Below are 18,072 nucleotides of genomic sequence, written 5' to 3'. Positions count from 1 at the left end.
ATGACCGCCGAGGACCAGCTGATCGAACGGCGATGGGACCAGTTCCACACCTGGGGACCTTACGGACTGCTCGGCGTCAGCACCGTCCTCGCCCTCGCCACCAGCGAGTTGATGGTCGATGCCGCCGAGTGGTACGCCACCGGGGCCCTGATCGCCGCCGCCGTCCTGCTGCAGGTGTGGTGGCACATCACCCGCCCCCGCCGGACCGACCGCCACTGCCGGACCCCGTCCTGGGCCGGGACGGGGTACTACGTCGTCCGCTGGGCCTTCGCCTTCGCCCTGACCTGGATCAACCCGTTCTTCGCGTTCTTCGCCGCCACCGGCTACATGGACGCCGACGAGCTGATCCCGGGCCGATGGCGACGGCTCGGGCTGTTCGCCAGCGCGGTCACCGTGGCGGGCGCGCAGTCCAGCGGGCTGCCACCGAGGGGCGTGGGCCACTGGATCGTCTTCGCCGCCCTGCTGGCCGCCAACTACGGCCTGCAGATGGTGGTCGCCCATCTCACCGAGCAGGAGGAACAGCGGGCCCGCGAGCGCACCGCGACCATCGCCGAACTCGAACGCACCAACACCGCCCTGCAGCAGGCCCTCGACGAGAACGCCGCCCTGCACGCCCAACTCCTCGTCCAGGCACGGGAGGCCGGGGTCGCCGACGAGCGCCGGCGGCTGGCCGCCGAGATCCACGACACCATCGCCCAGGGCCTGACCGGCATCATCGCCCAGCTCCAGGTCGTCGCGAACGCCCCCGACCCGGAGACCGCCCGCGCCCATCTCGCCCGCGCCGGCGACCTGGCCCGGCACAGCCTCGGCGAGGCCCGCCGCTCCGTGCACAACCTCGCCCCGGTCGCCCTGGAGCACGACGGCCTGCCCGAGGCGCTGAAGAAGACGGTCGCGGAGTGGGCCGAACGGACGGGCACCCGCGCCGATTTCACGGCCACCGGGCGGGTCGAACCCCTCCACGAGGAGGTCTCGGCGACCCTCCTGCGCATCGCCCAGGAAGCCCTGTCGAACACGGCCCGGCACGCCCGCGCCCGCCGCGTCGGCGTCACCCTCACCTTCCTCGGTGAGGAGGTCATCCTCGACATCCGCGACGACGGCCGCGGCTTCGACCCGCTCGCCGTCCCCGCCCGCACCCGCGCCGGCGGCTTCGGGCTGGACGGCATGCGGGTCCGCGCCGAACGCATCGCCGGCACCCTCACCGTCGAGTCCGAACCGGACCACGGCACCGCCCTGTCGGCTCGCGTACCGTTGGTCCGCCATGACTGACGAGGCTCACCCGCATCCGCATCCGCATCCGCAGCAGCCCATCTCCGTGCTGGTCGTCGACGACCATCCCGTCGTACGGGACGGTCTGCGCGGCATGTTCGAGTCCGCGCCCGGCTTCCGCGTCCTCGGCGAGGCGGCGAACGGGACGGAGGCGGTCGAGCTGACCGCGGCCCTGGACCCGGACGTCGTCCTGATGGACCTGCGGATGCCGGGTGGCGGGGGAGTGGAAGCCATCCGCGAACTGACCCGCCGCGCCGCCCGTGCGAAGGTCCTCGTCCTCACCACCTACGACACGGACTCCGACACCCTCCCGGCCATCGAGGCGGGCGCGACGGGCTATCTGCTGAAGGACGCCCCGCGCGAGGAGCTGTTCACCGCGGTCCGCGCCGCGGCCGAGGGCCGCACCGTGCTCTCCCCGGCCGTCGCCTCCCGGCTGGTGACGGCCGTCCGCAGCCCGCGCACCCCCGGCAGCGAACCCCTCAGCGCCCGCGAGCGCGAGGTGCTGGCCCTGGTGGCCAGGGGCACCGCCAACCGTGAGATCGCCCGTGAACTCTTCATCAGCGAGGCGACCGTCAAGACCCATCTCACCCATCTCTACGCCAAGCTGGGGGTCAAGGACCGGGCCGCCGCGGTGGCCACGGCCTACGAACGGGGCATCCTCGGCTGACGCCGGGCACCGGACCGCTCACCCCAGCACCCGCAGCAGCAGCACGCACCGCCCCGGGACGGCCACCTCCGCCCCCGCCTCGTGCACCTCCCCCACCGGCTCCCCCTGTTCCTCCCGCGAGGTGTCGACCACCACCTCGTACCGCCGCGCCCACGGTGCGCCCGGCAGGACGAAGCCGGCCGGCCGGTCGCCGGCGTGCAGGACGATGAGGAAGCTGTCGTCGAGGATCGGGGTGCCCCGGGCGTCGCGGCCGGGGATGTCGCGGCCGGAGAGATACATGCCGAGGGTCGCGGCCGGCGCGTACCAGTCCCGTTCGGTCATCTCGTCGCCGCGTGCCGTGAACCAGGCCAGGTCCCGCAGTCCGTCCGCCGAGTGGGCCCGGCCGGAGAAGAACGCCCGGCGGCGCAGCACCGGATGCGCCTGGCGCAGCGCGATCAGGCGGGAGGTGAGGTCGAAGAGGGCCTTCCAGGCGGGGTCCTCCAGCAGGCTCCAGTCGATCCAGCTGATCTCGTTGTCCTGGCAGTAGGCGTTGTTGTTGCCCCCCTGCGTGCGGCCCAGCTCGTCGCCGGCGACCAGCATCGGCACGCCCGTGGACAGCAGCAGCGTCGTCAGCAGGTTCCGCAGCTGCCGTCGCCGCAGGGCCCGTACGCCCTCGTCGTCCGTCTCGCCCTCGGCTCCGCAGTTCCAGGACCGGTTGTCGTCCGAGCCGTCCCGGTTCCCCTCCCCGTTCGCCTCGTTGTGCTTGCGCTCGTACGACACCAGGTCGCGGAGCGTGAAACCGTCGTGCGCGGTGATGAAGTTGACCGAGGCGTAGGGCCGGCGGCCGCCCCAGGCGTACAGGTCGCTCGACCCCGACAGCCGGTAGCCGAGATCCCGTACGTCCGGCAGCGCGCCCCGCCAGAAGTCCCGGACCGCGCCCCGGTAGCGGTCGTTCCACTCCGTCCACAGGGGCGGGAAGGCGCCCACCTGGTAGCCGCCCGAGCCCACGTCCCACGGCTCGGCGATCAGCTTCACCCGCCGCAGCACCGGGTCCTGGGCGATGACGGCGAGGAACGGGGAGAGCATGTCGACGTCGTGCATGGAGCGGGCGAGGGCCGCCGCCAGATCGAAACGGAAGCCGTCCACCCCCATCTCCGTCACCCAGTACCGCAGCGAGTCGGTGATCAGCCGCAGCACGTGCGGCTGGACCACGTGCAGCGTGTTCCCGCAGCCCGTGTAGTCCGCGTAGCGCCGCGCGTCGCTCTGCAGGCGGTAGTAGCCCCGGTTGTCGATGCCGCGCAGCGACAGGCTCGGACCGCGCTCGTCGGCCTCGGCCGTGTGGTTGTAGACCACGTCGAGGACGACCTCGATGCCGGCGGCGTGCAGCGCCCGCACCATCCGCCGGAACTCCCCGACCTGCTGCCCGGCCGTGCCCGAGGAGGAGTACGCCGCGTGCGGGGCGAAGTAGCCGACCGAGTTGTAGCCCCAGTAGTTGCGCATGCCCCTGCGCAGCAGATGGTCCTCGTGGGCGAACTGGTGGACGGGCAGCAGTTCCACCGCCGTCACGCCCAGCTTCACCAGGTGCTCGATCGCGGCGGGGTGCGCGAGACCGGCGTACGTGCCGCGCAGCTCCTCGGGGACGCCGGGGTGGGTCATGGTGAAGCCGCGTACGTGCAGTTCGTAGATGACCGAGTCCGCCCAGGGCGTCTTCGGACGGCGGTCGTCGGTCCATTCGTCGTCAGGGGTGTCGTCGTGCACGACCACGCCCTTCGGGACGTGCGGCGCCGAGTCCCGCTCGTCGCGCACGGTGTCGGCGACATGCTGCTCGGGCCAGTCCCGGACGTGCGCGTACACCTCCGGCGGCAGACCGAACTCGCCGTCCACGGCACGCGCGTACGGGTCTAGGAGGAGCTTCGCCGGGTTCCAGCGGGCGCCGGTCCAGGGGTCCCAGCGGCCGTGCACGCGGTAGCCGTACCGCTGACCGGGCAGGACACCGGGCACGAAGCCGTGCCAGATCTCGTGCGTCAGCTCCGTCAGCCGCAGCCGGGTCTCCTCGCCCGCCGCGGAGAACAGACACAGCTCGACGGCCTCCGCCCCGCCGGCCCACAGCGCGAAGTTGGTGCCCGCGACCCCGTCGGGGCCCACCCGGAACCGCGCGCCGAGCGGCGTCGGCGCCCCCGGCCACACGGGCCTGGTCCCCGGTGAGGGCTCCTCGCGCCGGCCCCCGTTCAGCACGACGGCCCCACGCGCGGCCGGCACGGCGCGCGTCCCCGTCACTTCCTCCTGCTCGGCTGCGCTCGACACCCTCTGGCCTCCCGCGGCTCGGTGGGCGACGGGCAGGGGAGCCGGCCGTCCCCGCGCCGCTCCCCGTCTCGTCGTCCTCCCAAGTGTTCTGCCCAGAGCACGCCTCGCACTCACGTTTCCCGGGGGCGTGCGCCGTCGTTGGGCCGCACGTGAACCACGCACAGACGCACGCGCGCCGCGCCGTGGCCGCCCTGGCCGCCGCGCTCACCGGGGCGGCCCTGCTGGCCGGGGCCGCCGGATGCACCAGTGGGCCGCCGCTGACCAGCGGAAAGGCACCCGACGACACGATCAGGGTCACTCCGGAGGACGGCAGCAAGGGCGTGCGCCCGGAGCAACGTCTCGAAGTGCGGGTGCCCAGTGGGCGCCTGGAGTCCGTCAAGGTGGTGAAGTCGCAGGACGCGCAGGAGTCGCCCGTGCCGGGCCGGATGTCCGCCGACGGGCTGACCTGGCGCCCCACCGGCTCACCGAAGCTCGCGCTGGCCGCCCGGTACACCGTCGACGCGGTCGCCCTCGACGGCCACGGCCGCCGCTCGGCCCGGCACGTCACCTTCACCACCGACGTCCCCGACGAGCGCTTCATCGCCTACGTGACGCCCGAGAACCGGGCCACCGTCGGCACCGGGATGATCGTCTCCCTGGAGTTCAACCGGGAGATCGAGGACCGCGCGGCCGTCGAACGCGCCGTCGACGTGACCGCCGAACCCGCCGTCGAGGTCCGCCCGCACTGGTTCGGCCGGGGGCGCCTGGACTTCCGTCCCGAGACGTACTGGAGGCCCGGCACCCGCGTCACCGTCGGCCTGCGGCTGCGGGATGTCGAGGGCGCGCCCGGCGTCTACGGCCAGCAGGACAGGACGTTCTCCTTCACCGTCGGCCGGCACCAGGTCAGCGTGGTCGACGCGGCACGGCACACCATGCGTGTGGAACGCGGCGACGGCGTGCTCGCCACGCTCCCCGTCACGGCCGGGGCGCCGAGGACGACGACGTACAACGGGAAGATGGTCGTCACCGAGATGCTGGAGGTGACCCGGATGAACGGCGCCACCGTCGGCTTCCGCAAGGCCGACGGCAAGGGCGAGTACGACATCCCGGACGTCCCCCACGCCATGCGCCTCACCACCTCGGGCACCTTCCTGCACGGCAACTACTGGGCCCCGGACGCCTTCGGCCGGGCCAACGTCAGCCACGGCTGCGTCGGCCTGCGCGATGTGAAGGGCGGCGACTCCGGCACGCCCGCGGGCTGGTTCTTCGACCGCAGTCTCGTCGGGGACGTCGTCGAGGTCGTCAACAGCACGGACAAAGAGGTCGCTCCGGACAATGGTCTCGGAGGGTGGAACATGGGGTGGAAGGAATGGAAAGCGGGTGCCGCGGTGAAGTAGACGGACAAAGCCCGGACATGGGGGGTGCGCGCGTGCCCAGGGAAGTTGGGACTGAACGGTGACATACGCCGAGGCCAAATCGTCCCGATCATCTGGTTAATGTACGAGCGTACGCGCGCTCTGCGCGTAGGGGTGCGGGCCTGATCAGGCCGTGCGAGGGGAGAACAGAGAGTTGAACGGGCGACCGATATCGGGGGCGTCGGTTGGCGCGCGGACGCGGCGGCGCAAGGGGGCCCTGGCCGTACTGCCGGTCCTGATGCTGCTCGCGGTCACCGCGTGCGGCGGGGGCGGGGGTTCGGACACCGGCTCCGACGGAGGCAAGGGGAAGGGCTCCGACCGGACCGCCTCCGACAAGACGGCCACCAAGGCCTCGGAGGCCGTGGTCTCCATCGCGCCGAAGAACGGCGCCGAGTCCGTGGCCACCAGCGGTGCCCTCAAGGTGAACGCCACCAAGGGCAAGCTGTCCGAGGTCACGGTCGAGAACGACAAGGGCGAGAAGATCGCCGGCGAGATATCCGGCGACGGCGCCAGCTGGACGCCGTCGATCCACCTCAACTCGGCCACCGAGTACAAGGTGCACGCCGTCGCGAAGGACTCCGAGGGGCGTGAGGCGGCCGAGGACTCGTCCTTCACCACGCTGACCCCGAAGAACACCTTCGTCGGCATCTTCACCCCCGAGGACGGCTCGAAGGTCGGCGTCGGCATGCCGTTCTCGATCCGCTTCACCCGGGGCATCACGGCCCCCGACGACGTCGAGAAGGCCGTCACCGTCAAGACCGACCCGCCCGTCGACGTCGAGGGCCACTGGTTCGGCAACGACCGCCTCGACTTCCGCCCGGAGAAGTACTGGAAGGCCGGCACCAAGGTCACCGTCGACCTCAACCTCGACGGCGTCGAGGGCCGTGACGGCGTCTACGGCGAGCAGAGCAAGAAGGTCTCCTTCACCATCGGCCGCAGCCAGGTCTCCGTGGTCGACGTCAAGAAGCTCACCATGAAGGTGAAGCGCGACGGCAAGGTCATCAAGACCATCCCGGTCACCACCGGCAAGCCCGGCATGGAGACCTGGAACGGTCAGATGGTCATCAGCGAGCGCCTGCGCGTGACCCGGATGAACGGCGAGACGGTCGGCTACGGCGGCGAGTACGACATCAAGGACGTGCCGGACGCGATGCGCCTGACCAACTCGGGCACCTTCATCCACGGCAACTACTGGGGCGGCGACGCCTTCGGCAACTACAACGCCAGCCACGGCTGCATCGGTCTGCGCGACACCCGCGGCGGCTACGACCGCAAGGCGCCCGGCGGCTGGTTCTTCGACCACTCCATGGTCGGCGACGTCGTGGTCGTGAAGAACTCCAACGACCGGACCGTGGACCCGGACAACGGCTACAACGGCTGGAACATGGCCTGGGACAAGTGGAAGGCGTAGGCGCCCGCGCCTGACGGCCCCTTCCGACGCACGGCCCCGGTGTGATGTACGGCACCGGGGCCGTTGCCGTTAGTCGCCGTTAACCTGCCCTCATGACTGTGCATCTCGAAGTCGCCGAGGGCGTCGGCACCATCCGCCTCGACCGGCCGCCCATGAACGCCCTGGACGTCGCCACCCAGGACCGCCTCAAGGAACTCGCCGAGGAGGCCACGCGCCGCGACGACGTCCGCGCGGTGGTGATCTACGGCGGCGAGAAGGTCTTCGCGGCCGGCGCCGACATCAAGGAGATGCAGGACATGGACCACGCGGCGATGGTCGCGAGGTCCCGCGCCCTGCAGGACTCCTTCAGCGCCGTGGCCCGGATCCCCAAGCCGGTCGTCGCGGCCGTCACCGGCTACGCCCTGGGCGGCGGCTGCGAGCTGGCGCTGTGCGCGGACTACCGCATCGCCGGGGAGAACGCGAAGCTCGGCCAGCCGGAGATCCTGCTCGGCGTGATCCCGGGCGCGGGCGGCACCCAGCGGCTCGCCCGTCTCGTCGGCCCCTCCAAGGCCAAGGACCTCATCTTCACCGGCCGGATGGTCAAGGCGGACGAGGCCCTCACCCTCGGTCTGGTCGACCGGGTCGTCCCGGCCGACGAGGTGTACACCGCCGCGCACGCGTGGGCCGCCCGGCTGGCGAAGGGGCCGGCCATCGCGCTGCGGGCCGCCAAGGAGTCGATCGACGCGGGGCTGGAGACCGACCTGGAGACCGGACTCGCCATCGAGCGGAACTGGTTCGCGGGGCTGTTCGCCACGGAGGACCGCGAGCGCGGGATGCGCAGCTTCGTGGAGGAGGGGCCGGGCAAGGCCAAGTTCGTCTGAGGGCGAGGGCGAGGGCGAATCCGAGGGCGAGGGGAGCGGGCCGGGGTCCGGGGCTTCCGGAATTCGGCCCGCGAATTCCGCCCGCGGGCTTGCAGTTGACGCGATGTATGACCCGTGTCCCCCGAAGGAGCGGTGTCTCCGAGCCTTAAGGCAGCCTTAAGAGAACCTTGCCCAACGCTCGCGCCGTTGACCGAAGTTCAGGCTGTTCGCGCAGGTCGGACGGGCTTTCGTGGATGGTTTGCTGCCTCTGGCATATGACATCCGAAAGTCCCGGAATGGTTGGTTCCGGGGGTTGTATTCCTGTGGAACGGCCCCGAAAGGGGCCCGGGACGGCCATGATGGAGGGCATGGCGGGGCTGGAGGGTATCGAACAGCCGCGGCGGCACGGGAGTGCGACCGCGGCGCGTTGGTCACCTGCGATCGAGGACGAACGGGCGCAGAAGGCACTGGAGTTGTTCGGCAACCCGACCGAGGCGGAGGTCCCGCTGCCGTCCCGTCCCGAGTCCGCCGCCACGGCCCGGCGGCTCGCCCAGGTCGTCGTGCTCCGCCAGTGGCGGCTGTCGCCCAAGATGACCGAGGACGCGGTCCTGCTCGTCTCCGAACTCGTCGGCAACGCCGTACGGCACACCGGCGCCCGCGTCTTCGGACTCCGCATGCGCCGCCGCCCCGGCTGGATCCGGGTCGAGGTCCGCGACCCCTCGCGCGGACTGCCCTGTCTGATGCCGGTGCAGGAGATGGACACCAGCGGGCGGGGCCTGTTCCTGGTGGACAAGCTCGCCGACCGCTGGGGCGTCGACCTGCTGCCGCGGGGCAAGACGACCTGGTTCGAGATGAGGGTCGCCGACCGCTGACACCGGTCGCCGGCCGGCGACGGGGCCCGGCGGCCGCCACGCGCACCTCCGTCGATCGGGCCAATCGTCGGAATTCCCGGCGAACCTCCCTATAAAGGTCGCGTGACCACGCCCCGCAGCTCCCTCAAGCAGCGCACCCTCGTCCAGCGCGCCCTTCTCGCGGCCACCGTGCTCGCCGCCGTCGCCGCGTGCGGCGCCGGGGCCGGGACGGGGGCCGGGACCACGGAGCACGAGCAGCGGATCCGGGCCGCCCGGGCCGCCGCCGAGGCCGAGGCCGCCGAGCGGAGGAAGAGCCGGCGGACGGCGGTCCGGGGCCTGCGCGGCATGCCGCCCCTGCTGGATCCCCGGGACGTCTACGCCGCCGACCGCCCGGGCCGGCTCTCCCCGGTCGTCAAGGACTTCCCGTCCCGGGTGTACGTCCCCAACAGCGAGTCCGACACCGTCTCCGTGATCGACCCGGAGACGTACGAGATCGTCGAGACGATCCCGGTGGGCCGCCAGCCCCAGCACGTGGTGCCCTCCTGGGACCTGAAGACCCTGTGGGTCAACAACAACCGGGGCCACACCCTCACCCCCATCGACCCGGCGACGGGGAAGGCGGGCGAGCCGGTCGAGGTGCACGACCCCTACAACCTGTACTTCACCCCGAACGGCGAGTACGCCGTCGTCATGGCCTCGCTCGACCGCGAACTCGTCTTCCGCGACCCGCACACCATGAAGCGGGTCAGGACCGAGCCGGTCAGCTGCTACGGCGTCAACCACGCCGACTTCTCCGCCGACGGCACGTACTTCATCGTCTCGTGCGAGTTCAGCGGCGAACTGCTCAAGGTCGACACCGCGAGGATGAAGGTGATCGGGCAGCTGAAGCTGCCGTTCGAGGGGGCCATGCCGCAGGACGTGAAGATCTCCCCGGACGGCGAGCGGTTCTACATCGCCGACATGATGGCCGACGGCATGTGGGTCCTCGACGGCGACACGTTCGGCGAGCCGAAGCTGCTGCCCACCGGCAAGGGCACCCACGGGCTGTACGTCGGCCGCGACTCCCGCGAGATGTACGTCTCCAACCGGGGCGAGGGCACGGTCTCCGTCTTCGACTTCACCGAGAACAGGCTCACGAGGAAATGGCACCTGCCCGAAGGCGGCAGCCCCGACATGGGCGGCGTCTCCGCCGACGGCAAGGTCCTGTGGCTCTCCGGCCGCTACGACTCCGAGGTGTACGCCCTCGACACCCGCACCGGGAAGCAGCTCGCCCGCATCCCCGTGGGCAGCGGCCCGCACGGCCTCGCGGTGTACCCGCAGCCGGGCCGCTACTCCCTCGGGCACACGGGCATCTTCCGGTGATCCACACCGACCCGCACCGACCCATGGCGACCCTCACCGCCCCATGACAACCGCCCGGACTGACACGCCTCCGTACGAGTGACGGTCCCCGGCCCGGCGCCGCGCAGCCGAGATCGTGCTGAGCGTGATCACTTCTCGTGTGCGGCGCCGGGCCGCCGCCGTCGTCCTGTCCCTCTCCGCCGTCCTCGCGACCTCCGCCGCGACCGCTCCGGCCCAGACCCCCACCGCCACCGCCACGTCGGCCAAGGCCGCCGCCCCCGCCTGTCCCCGGTTCGACGACCCGGTGCACGCCGCCGCCGACCCCCGCGTGGACGTCGAGCGCATCACCCCCGACCCGGTCTGGCGCACCACCTGCGGCACGCTCTACCGCAGCGACAGCCGGGGCCCGGCCGTCGTCTTCGAGCAGGGCTTCCTCCCCAAGGACGTCATCGACGGGCAGTACGACATCGAGAGCTACGTCCTGGTCAACCAGCCCTCGCCGTACGTCTCCACGACCTACGACCACGACCTGTACAAGACCTGGTACAAGTCCGGCTACAACTACTACATCGACGCCCCCGGCGGCGTGGACGTCAACAAGACCATCGGCGACCGGCACAAGTGGGCCGACCAGGTCGAGGTCGCCTTCCCCGGCGGCATCAGGACGGAGTTCGTCATCGGCGTCTGCCCGGTCGACAAGAAGACCAGGACGGAGAAGATGAGCGAGTGCGTGGGCAACCCGCACTACGAGCCCTGGCACTGACACCGCCGCCCCACCGGCCCCGCGCGGTCACCGGTCCCCGCGTGGCTGCCGGGGGACGAGCAGGATCTCCGAGCCCACCGGCCGGTAGCCCGCCGACTGGAACGCCCGCACGCTGCGGGCGTTCCCCGGCGCGATCTGCGCCCACAGCGGCTCGGCGACGAGGTGGCGCGCGGCATGCACCAGCGCCCGTCCCAGCCCCCGCTCCCGTGCGTCCTCGTCCACCTCGACCGAGACCTCCAGCCGCCCGGCGATGCCCCGGCCCGTCGTCAGGACGCCGCCGTCCACCGTCCAGACCCGTACGTCGTCACGGCGCAGCCGTGCGTACGCGACCCGGGCGTGACCGGGGTCCTCGATCTCCCGCAGCGGGAGCGGAGGTTCGCCCGGCAGGGGCGGGGCGACCAGCATCGCGTCGATGGTCTCGGTCGTACGGCCCGTCCGTTCCATGAGGGCCGCGAGGAACCGCGGGTTCATGCTGGCGGACAGCCCGTCGCACTCCGTCTCCGCGAGACTCTCGCGCACCCACCGCGGGTCCTCGTCCGTGAACACGACGGAGTGCGCCGTGAAACACAGGACCCCCGCGTCCCGGGGGGAGGGCTGGGCGACGACCGTCGTACCGCCGTCCGCCGGCGGGAAGACTCCCACGGCCGCCGCGTCCAGAATGTCCCGCAAGCTCTCCATCGCCGCCGTACTCCCCGAGTCTCCGCCCACTGGAGGGCCCAGACTCCCAGACATGATCGATCACGGCACGCGCCTCCTCGCCATCGGGCAGCGCGGGGCGTCGAGCCCTTGTCGGCGCACACCGAGGAGTTCGCGAGGGTGGTCGCCGCACTCCGCGCTCGCCCGGCCGGTTAATCTGACCTGCGTCAGTAGGACCGTAGGCAGGACTGTCCGGAACGGGCAGGGCACCAAGAAGGGGCGGATCGGTGGCGGACATCGAGGCAGCGCGCAAGGAGTTCCAGCGGATCGACGCGGACGGTGACGGGTTCATCACCGCAGCGGAGTTCAAGACCGCCCTGGCCCAGGAGGGCGACTGGAACGTCACCGAGTCCGTGGCGGAGGTCATCATCCGCACCCGTGACCTCAACGGCGACAAGCTCCTGTCGTTCGACGAGTTCTGGGCCCACCTGGACAAGTGAGGCCAGGGGCAGAGGGGCGCCTTCCGTCGCGTACGACGGGGGCGCCCTTCGTCGTGCCGGGCACCGGAATAGCTCGGGGCACTCCGGGGTTGGCGAGTACTGCATGCACGCGCATGCATATGTGGAACCTCCGGGACCACTCGGATCTCCCGGCTCCCGGAACACCCCGAACACGAAGGGCGGCCTGTCATGAAGATCGGCATCATCGGCGCGGGCAACATCGGCGGCAACCTCACCCGGCGGCTCACCGCCCTCGGCCACGACGTCTCCGTCGCGAACTCGCGCGGTCCGCAGACCCTCACCGCGCTGGCCGAGGAGACGGGCGCGACCGCGGTCACGGTGGAGGAGGCGGCCCGCGGTGCCGAGATCGTGGTGGTCACGATCCCGCTGAAGGCGGTGCCCGACCTGCCCTCCGGCCTCCTCGACGCGGCAGCGGACGGCGTCGTCGTCATCGACACCGGCAACTACTATCCCCGCCGGCGCGACGGCAGGATCGCCGCGATCGAGGACGACGGCCTCACCGAGAGCCGCTGGACCGAACAGCACCTCGGCCACCCCGTCGTCAAGGCGTTCAACGGCACCTACGCCCAGGACATCCTCGACCTCCCCCGCCCCGCCGGCGCTCCCGACCGCGTCGCCCTCCCCGTCGCCGGCGACGACGATGCGGCCAAGTCCAAGGTCCGCGCCCTCATCGACGAACTCGGCTTCGACACCGTCGACGCCGGCGGCCTCGACGACTCCTGGCGCCAGCAGCCCGACACCCCCGTCTACGGCCTCCGGGGCGACACCGAGGCCGTCACCAAGGCACTGGCCGAGGCGTCACCGGAACGGACGCCGGAGTTCCGGGGCTGATCCCGGCGACCGGCTCCGCCCGCGACGCTCAGCCGCCGGCCCACTCGCGCAGCGCGGCCTTGCTCGGGAAGTCGGCCACGTTCTTGTCGACCGGGTGGTCCGTGTACTGGTGGAAGCGCCACCGGGCCTTGACGCGCGGTCTGCCGGCGGTGACGTAGTCGGCGATCCAGAGGCCGTCGCCGGCGTAGGACGTCGTGTCGACGGTCAGCCAGTAGTCGCGATTGCAGTAGAGGACCACCCGGTGCTCCGGGCGGAGTTCCTTCACCTTCCGCAGGAAGCGGTCCTTCTCGGCGTTGCTCGCGCGGGTGCCCTCGCCCGTCGTCTCCCAGTCGACGGCGAGGATGTCGCCCGCCCGCTCCGGGGCCCTGCCGACGAAGTACTCGGCCTGGGCGGTCGTATGGCCCGGCCAGAGGAAGTGGTAGAAGCCGACGACCAGGTCCGCCTCGCGAGCGGTCCTGGTCTGGGCGGCGAGTCGGGGGTTGGTGTAGGTGCGCCCCTCGGTGGCCTTGACGAAGACGAAGGACAGGCCGGTGGTGTCGTAGTCGGAGGGCTGGTGGGAGCTGACGTCGATACCGCGCAGCATGAGGTCTCCGGAGGTGGGGGAGCCGGGCCGGTGACCGGCCTGTGGGGGGCCGGTCACCGAACCAGGCTCGCAGATCCGGAGCGACGTCGTCCGCCTTTCCCGGAACCAGCCCCCGGCGCTCTGTCCCGGCCCCCGTGGGTGCCCTTCCCGCGCTAGCTGTTGCTGTTCGAGCGGCCGAAGAACTCGATCTCCGCGATGGCCACCTGCTTCTTGTCGTCCGCGCCGTAGGAGGAGCGGATGGTGAAGCGGACGGACTTGGCGTCCCCGACGCGGAACTTGCGGCTCTGGCCGCCGGCGGCCTGGTCGAGGGTGAGCATTCTGGTGGACTTGGAGCCGTCGGCGGCGGTGACGGTCGCCTCGATGCGGTGCGGGCGGGCCGACTCCGAGCGCTGGTCCGCCTGCTTGGAGACGCCCGGTGTGATGACCACGTCCAGCAGCCGGATCGGCTCCTCGAAGTGGGCCTCCAGCCACTCGCCCTCGCCGGACTGCGTGACACCCGGACCCCACCACGTGTTGCTGTACGTGTCGAAGGCCAGGTCCGGCTTGTGGCCGGGGAAGGAGCGGGACGCCTTGAAGGTGTCGGGGACGACCGACGCACGCTTGGCGAAGTGGTCGCGGGCCGCCCGGTAGCCGTCGTCCGCCTTGAAGGCGAGGGTGACGACCAGGGTGAGGACGACGGCGGCGACCACCCAGTTGAGGATCGCGCCGAAGCCGCGCCGCAGCCGCGGGCGGTCGCCGGCCCACGGGGTCTGCGTGTCGCGGCCGATCAGCAGCCTGCGCCACCACGGCAGCCGTCCCGGTGTCTCCGCACGGCCGGCCATCGGCATCGCGCAGCGCGCGCAGAAGTGACGGTCCGGCCGGGTGGGGGTCCCGCACCACGGGCAGGGCACACCTCCGTCCGTGCCGAACTCCGGGCCCGGGGTGCGCACCTGGGGCCGCTGCACGTCCGGGCGGCCCGGCAGCACGGGCGCGACGGCCGGCTCCGCCGGGGCACGGGGTTCGGGGTCGGCGACCGGGACGAGCAGGGACCTGGCCCGGTCGGCGTCGGAGGGCGAGGGCGCGGCGGGTGTCGGGAGGGGGGTGGTGGGGGCCTCGTCGTCATGGCGGGGGCGGGGCGCGGGGACCGGCTCGGGGGCGGCCGCCGGGGACGGGGTCCGGGGCTCGGCCGGGGGAGCCGCCGTCGCCGTCGCCGCTGTCGTCGCGCCGGCGGCGGCCGGTTCGGCGGCGGGGGGTGCGTCCGTGCGGGCCGCCGGGGTGGTCCCGGGGGCCGCGACCGTGCCCGGCCGGCCGGTGTCCTGGGCGCCGTCGTGGCCGGTGCGGGCCGTACCGGTGCCCGCGCCCGGGAGCGCGAAGGCGTCCCAGCCGGGCTCTCCGGGGGCCGCCGGACGGCCGGCGGGCGCGCCCGCGGGGGCCGCGGCCGGGGCCGGGTCGTCCGTGCGGTCGGCGGCCGGGACGGTCGCGGGGGCGGCGGCAGCCGGGGCCTCGCCCGTGGCCGCGCGGGCCGGGGTTCCGGTCCAGCCGAGCACCGCGCCGCAGGCGTCGCAGAAGGACTGGCCGGGCTCCCCGCGGGTTCCGCACTCGGCGCAGCTCCGGGCCTGGCCGGTGCCGGGGGTCGGGCTGGTCATCTCTCGGGGATCCTTTCGGCGGCGGTCACCTGGACCGTGTAGGGCATGTGGGCGGGACGGGCGGCGGCGACGAGGCTGTCCAGCCGGTGCTCGTCCGCGGAGGTGGGGTCGGGCAGGCGCAGGGTCACGTGCAGACGGGGGCGGGCCTCGCCGGGGACCGGGCCGAGGGGGCGGGCGTCCCAGGAGGCGGCGCCGCTCTCGGTGATCTCCGGGACCACGCCGAACACCAGCCGCACCGCCTCGGACAGACCGCGCCGGGTCCCGCGGACGCGGTGCAGATACGTGGCGGCGGCGACCGCGGCGCGCAGCCGGTCCTCCGGTTCCGTGCCGTCGGTCTCGGCGCCCACCCAGCCGGCGAGCCACTGGGTGAAGTCCACCGGGGCCAGGGACGGCGTGAAGTAGGAGTCCAGGCAGTCGAGGACGGACAGGATCGGGGCGATGACGTCGTCCAGACCGCCGACGAACCGCTGCGCGAGGTCGTCGTCGGCGAACACGGCGGGAAGCATCGCGCCGATGGGGTGCGAGGAGCCGAGACCGTCGATGGAGCCTCTCACCGGCGCCCGCCTCCCCCGCCCGGGAACCCGGCGCTCACTGCTTGTCCCCGATCACGCGGACCCGGTGGTCGAAGGAGAACACCAGCGACGGGGCCGAGAGGTCGATACGGTCGGTGGCCTCGCCCCGCTTGCCGGTGAGCGGGTCGGCCGGGTGCAGCTGGACGTCGTCGACGAGTTCGACGCCGGGCACCCGCTGGAGGACGGCGAAGACCTCACCGGACTGGACGGGGCGGCCGAAGGGCCAGCCACGGCCGTCGGCGCCGCCCGTCAGCGGGTCGAGGTGGCGGTAGAGCGCGTCATGGGCCTGACGGCGGACCCGGTCGGTGTCCACGCCCCGGAAGGCGTGCAGCGTCGCGACGACCGTGACGCCCTGGTAGAAGGGCGGGCCGACGGCCAGCCGTGTGCCGATCAGCCGGCGTTCGTCCAGGTGGCGGGTGATGCGGCGCAACAGCGCGTCGCCGGGCACCAGTTGCTCGAAGCGCAGCCGCCCGCCCGGGTCCGGCACCGCCTGGGGGACCACGAGCACCCGGACCGCGTACGCCCCGTGCTCGCCCTCCTCGCCCTCCAGGCAGGTGATGCGGGCGGTCTCGGGGGCCGCGCGGCGGGCCAGTTCCTCGTAGTCGCGCAGGGTCACCGCGCGTTCCTGGGCGCGCAGGGTGATCGGCGCCCGGACCTTCGCCTCCTCCACGGTCTCCGCGTCCACACCACCGCGCGCCGCCTCCCGGTTGACGACCTCGGAGACGTACGGGACGGAGGTGCGCAGCACCCGGATGGCGCCCCGGGCCACGTTCCCGGCCCGGCCGCCGCCGGTGCGGTAACGCACGGCCCGGATGACGGCGCCCTTGGGCGCGACGGCCCCGTACGCGCGCAGGGTGCCGTCGGGCTCCCGTACGGCCGGGCCGAAGGCGATCTCCCCGGTGGCGCAGTCCAGGGTGATGTGACGGTCGTGGGAGGTGGACGCGGCGAAGGACGGGACGACGTCCCAGTCGGTCCAGCCGTCGTGCTCGGCGGTCTGCAGCAGCACGGGCGGGGTGTCGCCCACCACCGGGAAGTGGGCGAGGCGCAGTCGCTGACCGGGCAGGCCGGTGGACTCGCCGAGGGCCTCGTCGTAGACCGTCTCGGCGTGCACGGCGGTCGTGGTGCCGCCGATGGTGAAGGCCTCGGCGGCGCGGACGGTCGGCGAGGTGGTGTAGAAGGGCTGGCCGGGCAGCGGTTCGGTGACCCGGCAGCGCAGCCAGCCGGCCTCCTGTCCGCCGGTGCGGGACAGGGTGTGCCCGCCGGGCATGTGCAGGATCACCTCGCCCGGCCGGTTCAGGCCGCCCGTGCCGTCGCGGTCGACCTCGCACGCGATCCAGCCGTCCTCGGTCCACGCCTCCCAGACCAGCGGCGGCTGCCGCGGGTCCACGCCGACGCCGTCGACCACGCTGTCCAGTTCCAGCACGACCGCGCAGTGCGGCACGGCGGCGGTCAGGCCGAACAGCACGCAGTCGCCGGGGCGCGGGGACTCGGCGAAGCACAGCAGGTCCTTGCCCTCGGCGAGGTCGGCCGTCCGGTCGGCGACCGGCTCACCGGGCCGCTGGGTGACCAGGTACCGCAACGCGCAGGGCACGACGGACAGTTCGCGCTCGGTGGCGAAGACGACCGCCTCCTCCCGCTCGGTGCGCAGGGTGGCGACCTCGGTGCCCACCGGCAGCGGCACCGGCTCCTCCTGCGGCGCCGACAGCCAGAACGTCACGTCCGTACGGGCGGCCGACGGCGGGAAGAGGGTGATGCCCACCAGGTCCAGGAAGGCCAGATGGTTCTTCTCCGGCACCCGGTTGAGCCGGTAGACGATCTGGTCGGCCATGTGGGCGACCGTCTCCACCAGGGTGACCCCGGGGTCGGAGACGTTGTGGTCGGTCCACTCCGGCGCCCGCTGCTGGATGTAGCGCTTGGCGTCGTCGACGAACTGCTGGAAGCGGCGGTCGTCGAGGTTCGGGGAGGGCAGGGCCATCAGCGGTCGCTTTCGGGACGGTCGGAGCCTTCGGGAGCGAGGTCCGGCTCGTCGTGGGAGGGGATGACGTAGAACGGGAAGACCAGGCTGCGCGGGTTGTTGGTGCCGCGGATCGCGTAGCGGACGTCGATGAAAAGGACGCCCTGGTCGGGGCCCGCCGTCACCTCGACGTCGGTCACCTCGATCCGCGGCTCCCACCGGTCGAGGCTCGCGTACACCTCGTGCTGGATACGGCCGGCGGTGGCCTCGTTGACCGGCGCGAACACCAGGTCGTGGATGGCGCAGCCGAACTCGGGGCGCATCGGCCGCTCGCCCGGCGCGGTGGCGAGGACCAGCCGGATGGCCTCCTCGACCTCGCGTTCCCCGCTGACCAGGGCGATGCCCCCGGTGGGCCCGATGCGCAGCGGGAACGCCCAGCCGGATCCGACGAACTGCTCGGCCATCAGCGGGCCACCCCTCTCTTCTGACGTAGGACTTCTCGGCGGACGTGCGAACGGGCGGACCCGCGGGCTGC

17 protein-coding genes are annotated in these 18,072 nt (G+C 72.5%); 10 read left to right on the top strand and 7 right to left on the bottom strand.

Annotation, left to right across the window (positions count from 1 at the left end; translation table 11 throughout):
• Together SCAB_RS13205 and SCAB_RS13200 are read left to right on the top strand one after the other, a co-directional pair.
• Positions 1-1,266, top strand: coding sequence for a sensor histidine kinase (locus SCAB_RS13205; RefSeq protein ID WP_013000567.1), 1,266 nt, complete (start codon positions 1-3; stop codon positions 1,264-1,266).
• On the top strand, positions 1,259-1,933 hold the full coding sequence (locus SCAB_RS13200; RefSeq protein ID WP_013000566.1) for a response regulator: 675 nt from the start codon (positions 1,259-1,261) through the stop codon (positions 1,931-1,933). The genes SCAB_RS13205 and SCAB_RS13200 overlap by 8 nt, the downstream gene beginning before the upstream one ends.
• An 18-nt stretch (positions 1,934-1,951) precedes the next feature.
• Here SCAB_RS13200 and glgX read toward each other — a convergent pair whose 3' ends face one another.
• On the bottom strand, positions 1,952-4,216 hold the full coding sequence (gene glgX, locus SCAB_RS13195; RefSeq protein ID WP_041669159.1) for a glycogen debranching protein GlgX: 2,265 nt from the start codon (positions 4,214-4,216) through the stop codon (positions 1,952-1,954).
• A gap of 149 nt (positions 4,217-4,365) precedes the next feature.
• Between glgX and SCAB_RS13190 the strand changes: the two genes are divergently transcribed.
• The 6 genes from SCAB_RS13190 (at position 4,366) to SCAB_RS13165 (ending at position 10,815) form a co-directional block, all read left to right on the top strand.
• The gene (locus tag SCAB_RS13190) at positions 4,366-5,592 is read left to right on the top strand and encodes a L,D-transpeptidase (RefSeq protein ID WP_013000564.1); all 1,227 of its coding nucleotides are present in this window, start codon (positions 4,366-4,368) and stop codon (positions 5,590-5,592) included.
• A gap of 172 nt (positions 5,593-5,764) precedes the next feature.
• Positions 5,765-7,021, top strand: a complete 1,257-nt coding sequence (locus SCAB_RS13185; protein ID WP_173402870.1) for a L,D-transpeptidase — start codon at positions 5,765-5,767, stop codon at positions 7,019-7,021.
• Positions 7,022-7,113: 92 nt separating this feature from the next.
• Positions 7,114-7,881 carry an enoyl-CoA hydratase/isomerase family protein gene (locus SCAB_RS13180; protein ID WP_013000562.1) on the top strand — a complete coding sequence of 256 codons (768 nt, stop codon included), beginning with the start codon at positions 7,114-7,116 and terminating at the stop codon, positions 7,879-7,881.
• Positions 7,882-8,228: 347 nt separating this feature from the next.
• Positions 8,229-8,732, top strand: coding sequence for an ATP-binding protein (locus SCAB_RS13175; protein WP_037722843.1), 504 nt, complete (start codon positions 8,229-8,231; stop codon positions 8,730-8,732).
• Between the two features lie 102 nt (positions 8,733-8,834).
• Positions 8,835-10,073: a YVTN family beta-propeller repeat protein gene (locus SCAB_RS13170; protein ID WP_013000560.1), complete on the top strand. Its 1,239-nt coding sequence runs from the start codon at positions 8,835-8,837 to the stop codon at positions 10,071-10,073.
• Between the two features lie 115 nt (positions 10,074-10,188).
• Complete coding sequence (locus SCAB_RS13165) at positions 10,189-10,815, top strand: DNA-targeting ADP-ribosyltransferase toxin scabin (protein WP_037722833.1); 627 nt, start codon at positions 10,189-10,191, stop codon at positions 10,813-10,815.
• Positions 10,816-10,842: 27 nt separating this feature from the next.
• Here the strand turns inward: SCAB_RS13165 and SCAB_RS13160 are convergent, their stop codons facing one another.
• The gene (locus SCAB_RS13160) at positions 10,843-11,493 is read right to left on the bottom strand and encodes a GNAT family N-acetyltransferase (RefSeq protein ID WP_041669157.1); all 651 of its coding nucleotides are present in this window, start codon (positions 11,491-11,493) and stop codon (positions 10,843-10,845) included.
• Positions 11,494-11,738: 245 nt separating this feature from the next.
• On the opposite strand from SCAB_RS13160, the gene SCAB_RS13155 reads away from it, so the two are divergent.
• Entirely contained in the window at positions 11,739-11,951 is a 213-nt protein-coding gene (locus SCAB_RS13155) for an EF-hand domain-containing protein (protein WP_013000557.1), read from the top strand.
• 189 nt (positions 11,952-12,140) lie between these two features.
• On the top strand, positions 12,141-12,803 hold the full coding sequence (locus tag SCAB_RS13150) for an NADPH-dependent F420 reductase (protein WP_013000556.1): 663 nt from the start codon (positions 12,141-12,143) through the stop codon (positions 12,801-12,803).
• A gap of 28 nt (positions 12,804-12,831) precedes the next feature.
• Here the strand turns inward: SCAB_RS13150 and SCAB_RS13145 are convergent, their stop codons facing one another.
• From SCAB_RS13145 to SCAB_RS13125, 5 genes are all read right to left on the bottom strand, one after another.
• Positions 12,832-13,386: a glycoside hydrolase family 25 protein gene (locus SCAB_RS13145; RefSeq protein ID WP_037722835.1), complete on the bottom strand. Its 555-nt coding sequence runs from the start codon at positions 13,384-13,386 to the stop codon at positions 12,832-12,834.
• 152 nt (positions 13,387-13,538) lie between these two features.
• Complete coding sequence (locus tag SCAB_RS13140) at positions 13,539-15,011, bottom strand: NADase-type glycan-binding domain-containing protein (RefSeq protein WP_013000554.1); 1,473 nt, start codon at positions 15,009-15,011, stop codon at positions 13,539-13,541.
• The gene (locus SCAB_RS13135; RefSeq protein WP_013000553.1) at positions 15,008-15,565 is read right to left on the bottom strand and encodes a phage tail protein; all 558 of its coding nucleotides are present in this window, start codon (positions 15,563-15,565) and stop codon (positions 15,008-15,010) included. Before SCAB_RS13135 ends, SCAB_RS13140 begins: the two co-directional genes overlap by 4 nt.
• A gap of 34 nt (positions 15,566-15,599) precedes the next feature.
• Positions 15,600-17,558: a putative baseplate assembly protein gene (locus tag SCAB_RS13130; RefSeq protein WP_013000552.1), complete on the bottom strand. Its 1,959-nt coding sequence runs from the start codon at positions 17,556-17,558 to the stop codon at positions 15,600-15,602.
• Complete coding sequence (locus tag SCAB_RS13125; RefSeq protein WP_013000551.1) at positions 17,558-18,001, bottom strand: GPW/gp25 family protein; 444 nt, start codon at positions 17,999-18,001, stop codon at positions 17,558-17,560. Before SCAB_RS13125 ends, SCAB_RS13130 begins: the two co-directional genes overlap by 1 nt.
• Positions 18,002-18,072 lie beyond the last annotated feature (71 nt).

This window comes from Streptomyces scabiei 87.22, from assembly GCF_000091305.1.
In the GTDB taxonomy this organism is placed as follows: Bacteria; Actinomycetota; Actinomycetes; order Streptomycetales; family Streptomycetaceae; genus Streptomyces; species Streptomyces scabiei.
Note: the sequence above shows the minus strand (reverse complement) of the source record. Positions and strands in the feature narration are given on the sequence as shown.

What these genes read in the sequence shown, in the direction of transcription:
- SCAB_RS13205 (WP_013000567.1), top strand. Translation starts at nt 1, where the DNA reads ATGACCGCCGAGGACCAGCTGATCGAACGGCGATGGGACCAGTTCCAC.
- SCAB_RS13200 (WP_013000566.1), top strand. Translation starts at nt 1,259, where the DNA reads ATGACTGACGAGGCTCACCCGCATCCGCATCCGCATCCGCAGCAGCCC.
- SCAB_RS13180 (WP_013000562.1), top strand. Translation starts at nt 7,114, where the DNA reads ATGACTGTGCATCTCGAAGTCGCCGAGGGCGTCGGCACCATCCGCCTC.
- SCAB_RS13175 (WP_037722843.1), top strand. Translation starts at nt 8,229, where the DNA reads ATGGCGGGGCTGGAGGGTATCGAACAGCCGCGGCGGCACGGGAGTGCG.
- SCAB_RS13160 (WP_041669157.1), bottom strand. Translation starts at nt 11,493, where the DNA reads ATGGAGAGCTTGCGGGACATTCTGGACGCGGCGGCCGTGGGAGTCTTC.
- SCAB_RS13150 (WP_013000556.1), top strand. Translation starts at nt 12,141, where the DNA reads ATGAAGATCGGCATCATCGGCGCGGGCAACATCGGCGGCAACCTCACC.
- SCAB_RS13145 (WP_037722835.1), bottom strand. Translation starts at nt 13,386, where the DNA reads ATGCTGCGCGGTATCGACGTCAGCTCCCACCAGCCCTCCGACTACGAC.
- SCAB_RS13140 (WP_013000554.1), bottom strand. Translation starts at nt 15,011, where the DNA reads ATGACCAGCCCGACCCCCGGCACCGGCCAGGCCCGGAGCTGCGCCGAG.
- SCAB_RS13130 (WP_013000552.1), bottom strand. Translation starts at nt 17,558, where the DNA reads ATGGCCCTGCCCTCCCCGAACCTCGACGACCGCCGCTTCCAGCAGTTC.
- SCAB_RS13125 (WP_013000551.1), bottom strand. Translation starts at nt 18,001, where the DNA reads ATGGCCGAGCAGTTCGTCGGATCCGGCTGGGCGTTCCCGCTGCGCATC.